This window comes from Ruegeria sp. CDSC002 (genome assembly GCF_059610905.1).
This window is the reverse complement of sequence record NZ_JBXWOM010000021.1, coordinates 20,585-27,485: the sequence shown is the minus strand read 5'-3', so window position 1 is coordinate 27,485 and position 6,901 is coordinate 20,585. Positions and strand designations below refer to the sequence as shown.

Annotated in this window: 7 protein-coding genes and 1 pseudogene; 7 read left to right on the top strand and 1 reads right to left on the bottom strand. The window is 52.3% G+C overall.

All coding sequences use genetic code 11. The features are described from left to right. Positions 1-89: pseudogene (locus AC2FJE_RS22980) on the top strand (IS6 family transposase); the annotation flags it as partial. A 78-nt stretch (positions 90-167) separates the two neighbouring features. On the opposite strand, the gene AC2FJE_RS22975 reads toward AC2FJE_RS22980, so the two are convergent. Continuing rightward, the gene (locus tag AC2FJE_RS22975; RefSeq protein ID WP_496754832.1) at positions 168-947 is read right to left on the bottom strand and encodes an MOSC domain-containing protein; all 780 of its coding nucleotides are present in this window, start codon (positions 945-947) and stop codon (positions 168-170) included. Between the two features lie 400 nt (positions 948-1,347). On the opposite strand from AC2FJE_RS22975, the gene AC2FJE_RS22970 reads away from it, so the two are divergent. The 6 genes from AC2FJE_RS22970 (at position 1,348) to AC2FJE_RS22945 (ending at position 6,899) form a co-directional block, all read left to right on the top strand. Continuing rightward, a complete protein-coding gene (locus tag AC2FJE_RS22970; protein WP_282168719.1) occupies positions 1,348-2,667 on the top strand; it encodes an ABC transporter substrate-binding protein in 1,320 nt (439 codons plus the stop codon). A 79-nt stretch (positions 2,668-2,746) separates the two neighbouring features. Further along, positions 2,747-3,694 carry a carbohydrate ABC transporter permease gene (locus tag AC2FJE_RS22965; protein ID WP_058274730.1) on the top strand — a complete coding sequence of 316 codons (948 nt, stop codon included), beginning with the start codon at positions 2,747-2,749 and terminating at the stop codon, positions 3,692-3,694. Then, the gene (locus AC2FJE_RS22960; protein WP_010442361.1) at positions 3,691-4,629 is read left to right on the top strand and encodes a carbohydrate ABC transporter permease; all 939 of its coding nucleotides are present in this window, start codon (positions 3,691-3,693) and stop codon (positions 4,627-4,629) included. Before AC2FJE_RS22965 ends, AC2FJE_RS22960 begins: the two co-directional genes overlap by 4 nt. Further along, positions 4,626-4,814, top strand: a complete 189-nt coding sequence (locus AC2FJE_RS22955; protein ID WP_058274732.1) for a hypothetical protein — start codon at positions 4,626-4,628, stop codon at positions 4,812-4,814. The genes AC2FJE_RS22960 and AC2FJE_RS22955 overlap by 4 nt, the downstream gene beginning before the upstream one ends. 2 nt (positions 4,815-4,816) lie before the next feature. Beyond that, entirely contained in the window at positions 4,817-5,914 is a 1,098-nt protein-coding gene (locus AC2FJE_RS22950; protein ID WP_282120640.1) for an ABC transporter ATP-binding protein, read from the top strand. Next, positions 5,907-6,899, top strand: coding sequence for an ABC transporter ATP-binding protein (locus AC2FJE_RS22945; RefSeq protein ID WP_496700081.1), 993 nt, complete (start codon positions 5,907-5,909; stop codon positions 6,897-6,899). Before AC2FJE_RS22950 ends, AC2FJE_RS22945 begins: the two co-directional genes overlap by 8 nt. Positions 6,900-6,901 lie beyond the last annotated feature (2 nt).

The following is a 6,901-nucleotide window of genomic DNA, read 5'->3' as shown; positions in this document are numbered from 1 at the left end:
ACCAGGAAAGATCGCTAGCCAGTCGAGACACCTTCAAGCTGACCCGCGCCGCCGCTCTTAGCGAGTGGCGTCAACTTTGTTCCGGATAAGTTCGCGATTTCCGCGGCAAACTGAGACTAGTTCGAATTAGTCTGACAGCACCCCGCTGAGATTATTTCGAATTTGTTCTACGGCGACCACATTCCAAGTTGTCCTACGTTAAGAGTTCCGCTGTCTTTCACCTCTGCATAAACGCCCATATCCATGTGGCCCAAGTGTTTTCGAATAAGGAACGGGATTCTCATGTCTCGTTCGGCTGTTTCTGGGTTAACTTCAGTGGCGGCGCATCTTTTTGTTCGCGAGATAATTTTTAGTTTCACGTCGCCAAACACCAAGGTAAAGCCGACAGAGTCCAATTCGGAAAACGGTGGTAGCCCCTCCAATTCAATATTCGCGCGAAACCTTGCCGGGTGCAATTCCACGTTTAGCTGCCTACTAAGCGCGTCGACAGAGGCCAGGTTGAGAACAGAAATAGCATTCATCATTTTTGGCGACACGACCGAAACGTCCGTAAATCGATGTGGGTAGGAAGAGACAAACACTGGCGGCTCGGGGTCCCTTAGACCGAGTGTGTTGTAGAGGAAAGTCGCCGCGTCCCTTTGCCCCTTTGGCTCACGCATTTCGAAGTGGTGAGTTTTCACTCCTATTTTAATTTCCAGCAGCTGATTTTGAGCGTCGAATTTAGTTTGGAGACCGGCCAGACCTGCTTCATTCAAAAGCACAACAAAGCGGTCTTTTTCCAGCGGTTTCGGATTAAGGGTGTCGAAACCGGAGTTGTAGCGAGCAAAGCCAAAAAGGCGGTCACCAGGAATGCCTTCTCCCGCCAGCAGGTTAACGGTGCTTAGTGGTTCCGGACTCAAACCTTTGATAGGGTAGCGGTTCATCCGCACAATGTTGAGTTCGTTCATTCGTGGGATCCTGATTTGTCGAGATATTCCGGCGGTGGGGCTAGCAAGCGCTCTTCAAACTATCCCAATTTAACTCCTTGGATGAACGTCTAGAATATGGTTTCGGCACTATCTTTGGTGGGTTCGGGTTGGCAATCTAAAGCCTTCGGCGTCGCGATTTAAAGCATAGACGCGTTCAATTTCGAATTCCTTCTCCCTTTTCGCATAATGATTCTGAGGGGGCGGGGCGGCGAAATATGTAATAAAAGCAAACTACTATTGATCATTGTCAAGGTGGATTTAACGACTCTGAGGTACGAGCCTCAAAAATTTCTGGACTTGAGGTGCGTACCTCAAATAGCCTTGGAGGTATGCCGCGATTCGCACATCCTCGATTGACGGCGAAAAAAGGGAGGAATGGATGACTTACACAAAACTGGCTTCGGTCAGCGCAATAGTCCTTGCCGCTACTACTCTTTCTACCAAGGCAAATGCTGAAGATCTGACACTATGTTGGGCGGCATGGGACCCGGCCAACGCGCTTGTCGAACTATCAAAGGAATTCGAAGCAGAATCCGGCCACACAATGAATTTCGAATTTGTTCCTTGGCCAAATTTTGCGGACAGGATGCTGAACGAACTGAACTCCGGCGGTAAGCTCTGCGACCTGCTGATTGGTGATAGCCAATGGATCGGCGGTGGCGCTGAGAATGGCCACTATGTCCAGCTGAACGACTTCTTCGATGCCGAAAGCATCAGCATGGACGATTTCGCACCTGCAACAGTTTACGCTTATTCGACCTGGCCCAAAGGTACACCAAATTACTACGCGCTGCCTGCGATGGGCGATGCGAATGGTTGGTTCTACCGCAAGGATTGGTTCGAAAACCCTGAAATCCAAGCCGCGTACAAAGAAGCGACTGGTCAGGACCTACGCGAGCCTCAGTCTCAGAAAGAGTTGTTGCAGATCGCGCAGTTCTTCCAAGGTCGTGAAATCGACGGCAAGACTGTGTATGGGGCTGCAATCTTTACCGAGCGCGGCTCGGAAGGGATCACCATGGGTGTCACCGGGGCCCTGTATCCGTGGGGTTTCAAATACGAAAACACTCCTGGCTCATATGATATGGAAGGCGCCGTAAACTCACCGGAAGCGGTTGAGGCTCTGGAATTCTACAAAGAATTCTACAAAACGGCGACGCCTCCGGGATACACCAACTCTTACATGGGTGAGAGCTTGGATGCATTTAAATCCGGTCAGGTCGCCATGGCTATGAACTGGTTCGCGTTCTTCCCGGGTCTTTACGCCGATCCCAATACCGGCGGTGACAAGATCGACTTCTTTGTGAACCCACCGCAAAATCAGGCAGGCTCGACACTGGGCGGACAAGGAATTTCTGTTGTCAGCTACTCGGATAACCAGGACGCCGCACTTGAGTACATAAAGTGGTTCGCGCAGCCGGAAGTTCAGGCCAAATGGTGGGAACTTGGCGGTTACTCGGCACATAACTCGGTGCTTGAAGATCCTGGTTTCGTGGACAGCCAACCGTTTGCCGGTGATTTCCTAGAAGCAATGGGTGGAGTACAGGATTTCTGGCAGGAGCCTGCCTATGCGGAACTCCTGCTGGCAATGCAGAAACGCATCCACGACTACGTTGTTGCCGACCAAGGCACAGCTCAAGAAGCGCTTGATCTTTTGATCGAAGATTGGACGGAAGTCTTCGAAGACGAAGGTAAGCTGTAACCCGGACGCAGGCAGGAGCGGGTGCGAACCCGCTCCACCTTCTCCCGTGTGTCGTAAACCAACAAGAACTGGCAATGAGATGTCTGACAGGTCCGTAAATCGCGTTGCGCAGGCAACGCCCGAGCGAGTTGCGCGAAAAATCAGGGGTTTATCCGACCGCGCGATCGCATGGATATTCATCTCCCCAACGATATTTCTACTGCTGGCAATCAACATCTTTCCGTTGATCTGGACCATCAAACTTAGCTTTACCAACTACAAGGCCAATCGGATCGGGCGCGAGGTCAAAGACGTTGGCTTCAAGAATTACGAGCGTATCCTAACCGACTCTGACACCTGGCTGAATATGCAGGCGACGGCGCATTTTCTATTCTGGACGATCTTCTTTCAGGTTCTGATCGGGTTCACTTTGGCGTGGCTGATCAACAAGAAGTTTAAGGGCAATGACCTTTGGACCACGATCATTGTGTTACCGATGATGCTGTCCCCGGCCGTTGTCGGGAACTTCTGGAAGTTCCTGTATCAGCCACAGATCGGCCTGTTCAATTACATCGTGTCCTGGTTCACCGGCAAGGAGCCGTCGAGCTTTGAGATGTTAGGCTCAGTAACTTTGGCCCCATGGGCGATCGTCATTGTTGATACATGGATGTGGACGCCGTTTGTTATGCTAATTTGCCTAGCCGGGCTGCGCAGCATTCCCGACTATATCTACGAGGCTGCCGAGATCGACCGGGCCAGCAAGCTGCGGCAGTTCCTCACGATTACTATCCCGATGGTGCTGCCATTTCTGATGCTCGCGGTGCTGTTTCGTGGGATCGAGAACTTTAAGATGTTCGACTTAGTGGTTCAGCTCACCGGCGGAGGGCCGGGTTCTGTAACGGAACTCACTTCGATCAATCTCAAGCGGGAGGCGTTTGAGAAGTGGCGCACCGGCTATGCCTCGGCCTATGCGATCATCCTTTTCGTCACCGTGTTCGGCCTTGCGTCGATCTACGTCAAAGCCCTGAACAAGGTGAAACAGAGATGAGTAGCTTTTCCGTCACCGAACCTTCGAACCGGTCCAAGTGGATCGCAGGCTTCTTGGTCATCACTTATGCGCTGATCACGATGATCCCGTTGGTGTGGATCTTGCTGACTGGCTTCAAATCGCCAGCCGATGCGATCAGCTATCCACCCAAGGTGGTTTTTGACCCGACGCTAGAAGGCTATGTCAACCTTTTCACCACACGCACACGGCAAACGCAGGAGTTTCTGGAAGCCAATCCACCGCAGAATTGGGCCGATGAGATCGTGCGCCAATACGACATGGTGATCGTTGGACCATCCAAGTTCGGTGAGCGCTTTATGAACTCGGTCATCATCGGGTTTGGATCAACGTTCCTGAGTATTTTTCTTGGCACTTTGGCGGCCTATGCCTTCAGTAGGTTCAAGGTCCCGCTTAAAGACGACCTTCTGTTCTTCATCCTCAGTACAAGAATGATGCCCCCGGTTGCTGTCGCCATCCCAATCTTCCTGATGTTCAGAAATCTTGGGCTCAGCGATACGCACTTGGGAATGATCCTGCTGTACACGGGCGTGAACATCTCTCTGGCAGTGTGGTTGCTGAAAGGATTCATCGACGAAATTCCAAGAGAGTACGAAGAAGCCGCTCTCATAGATGGCTACACACGCTTTCAGGCATTTTACAAAGTGGTGCTGCCACAAGCCGCGACCGGCATAGCCTCGACAGCTATCTTCTGCCTCATCTTTGCATGGAATGAATATGCATTTGCCGTACTGCTTACCTCAGCAAATGCGCAGACCGCGCCGCCCTTCATCCCAACCATTATCGGTATCGGTGGTCTGGACTGGCCTGCTGTGGCGGCTGGAGCAACGATCTTCCTGATCCCGGTTATGATTTTCACCATCCTGATGCGCAAACACCTGTTGCGTGGGATCACATTCGGAGCCGTGCGCAAATGAGCGAATTTCTTACCGGATTGATGCGGCTTCGCCGCGGCCCATGGGAAATGGTCGCAACCATCCTTATCGCACTGGGTGTCTTCATGCTGATGCAGCCCTTTGTCCTTTGGGCCTTCACCTACTCTTTCATCGTTACGCTGATCGGAACCGTTATGTTCATCATCGTCAGCCACTTCCCGGAGTAGAAATGGCCCAGATCATAGTCAAAAACGTAAAAAAGATGTTCGGCGATTTCACGGCTGTACGCGAAAGCTCGTTCACAATTGAGGATGGTGAGTTCTTCATGCTGCTGGGACCATCCGGTTGCGGAAAAACAACGACATTACGGATGATCGCGGGCTTGGAACTTCCAACATCTGGCGAGATTTACCTCGACGGTGAAGAAATCAGTCAACGGCCACCTTCAGAGCGAGACATTGCCTTCGTATTCCAGATGTTCGCGCTGTACCCGCATATGAACGTGCGTAAGAATATCAGCTATCCGTTGATTTCGCAGGGGATGCCACGTGCCGCGGTCAAAGCCAAGATAGAAGAAGTCGCCGGAATTCTGGGGATAACAGACATTCTTGACAGCCCCGTCGGAGGGCTTTCGGGAGGAGATAGACAACGGGTTGCGCTCGGGCGCGCGATTGTGCGCGAACCCAAAGCCTTCATGATGGACGAACCTCTTGGTGCACTTGATGCAGAGTTTCGTGAACACATGGCCGAAGAACTGCGCGCGCTTCATGACCGTATGGGTGCGACCACTGTTTACGTTACACATGACCAGTTGGAAGCCATGCAAATGGGCGACAAAATCGTAGTGATGAACAATGCTGTGATCGAGCAATTCGGCACGCCTCAGGAGATTTACGACAAACCCGCTACGATGTTTGTAGCTAACTTTATCGGGTCTCCTTCGATGAACTTCCTGCCATTTCAGGGAAAGGTCGAACCTGGCACTGAAATGGTTCGCCTGAACGGGCATGACGAACCTGTTCCCAAACTGATGGAAGGGGCTGAAGGTGACTTGGTTTTTGGTGTCCGCCCCGAGCATGTTTTTCTATCAGATGCAAGCGCCTACCGGGCCAAGGTCCTGGCCGCAGAATATTTGGGAACTACCCAGATCGTGACATTGCAAAGCCCGAACGGTGAGCTGAAAGCCCGGATTGATGCACGCGAAGTCGTTAGCCCTGGCGAGACCGTGGGATTGGAGTTCCGCTCACCCGCAGTAACCCTTTTTGAAAAATCTACCGGACGCGCGTTGAGGTCCGCTCTGAACGACGAGGTGCTGAGCAATGGCTGAAGTCGTTTTGGAGAGTATCTCGAAGTCATTCGGCAATCTTAAAGCGGTGGATGATATCTCAATGACGATCCCCAACGGTGCCTTTGTGGTGTTGTTGGGCCCGACCGGCGCGGGAAAAACAACAACACTGAGATTGATATCCGGACTTGAGAAACTGGATTCAGGAACAGTGCGCATTGGCGGGCGTGACGTTGGAATAGATACACCCGCCCAGCGCGATGTGGCGATGGTCTTCCAGCAATACTCGCTGTACCCGCATATGACAGTGCGTGAAAACCTGTCTTTCCCTCTGCGTTCGCCGATCCTGAAGACGCCAGAGGATGAAATCGCGAGGAAGGTCAACGAAGTCTCGGAGATCCTCCAGATCCCACACAAACTGGACAACAAAGCCACAGAGCTGTCTGGCGGTGAAATGCAGCGGGTGTCAATTGGGCGGGCGCTGGTGCGCGATCCACAGATATTTCTCATGGACGAACCGCTCAGTTCGTTGGATGCCAAGCTGCGGGCGGATTTGCGTGTGGAGCTAAAAAGAATTCAAGCGGATCTGGGGTCTACGCTTTTGTATGTGACCCATGATCAGGTCGAGGCCATGACGATGGCTACGCATATCGGCGTGCTGGAAGAGGGCAGGTTGGTGCAATACGGCACGCCTCGAGATATTTATGAAAACCCCCGCAGCGTGTATGTCGCGAGCCGGTTGGGTTTGCCGCGCATCAACATTCTGCCATCCAACTTGTTTGGTGGGGATCACAAAGGCCCTCAGATTGGCCTGCGCCCTGAGAACATCCTGGAAGGCGAGGGTAGTGATGCTCGTGTGATCCGTGCCGAGCACCTTGGTGACCAAACGCGATTGCACTTGGATTTGAATGGCCACACGGTCGTGACCTTGATTGATGTCCACCAGGACTACCCTGCCGGGCAAACGATAAAGATTCGTCCTCATAACCCGTTGTATTTCGACGCCTCCGGCGCGCGCGTGGCTTAAGG

Excerpts from the sequence above, each read along its gene's own strand:
- AC2FJE_RS22965 (WP_058274730.1), top strand. The coding sequence starts at position 2,747 with ATGTCTGACAGGTCCGTAAATCGCGTTGCGCAGGCAACGCCCGAGCGA.
- AC2FJE_RS22945 (WP_496700081.1), top strand. The coding sequence starts at position 5,907 with ATGGCTGAAGTCGTTTTGGAGAGTATCTCGAAGTCATTCGGCAATCTT.
- AC2FJE_RS22970 (WP_282168719.1), top strand. The coding sequence starts at position 1,348 with ATGACTTACACAAAACTGGCTTCGGTCAGCGCAATAGTCCTTGCCGCT.
- AC2FJE_RS22955 (WP_058274732.1), top strand. The coding sequence starts at position 4,626 with ATGAGCGAATTTCTTACCGGATTGATGCGGCTTCGCCGCGGCCCATGG.
- AC2FJE_RS22975 (WP_496754832.1), bottom strand. The coding sequence starts at position 947 with ATGAACGAACTCAACATTGTGCGGATGAACCGCTACCCTATCAAAGGT.
- AC2FJE_RS22950 (WP_282120640.1), top strand. The coding sequence starts at position 4,817 with ATGGCCCAGATCATAGTCAAAAACGTAAAAAAGATGTTCGGCGATTTC.
- AC2FJE_RS22960 (WP_010442361.1), top strand. The coding sequence starts at position 3,691 with ATGAGTAGCTTTTCCGTCACCGAACCTTCGAACCGGTCCAAGTGGATC.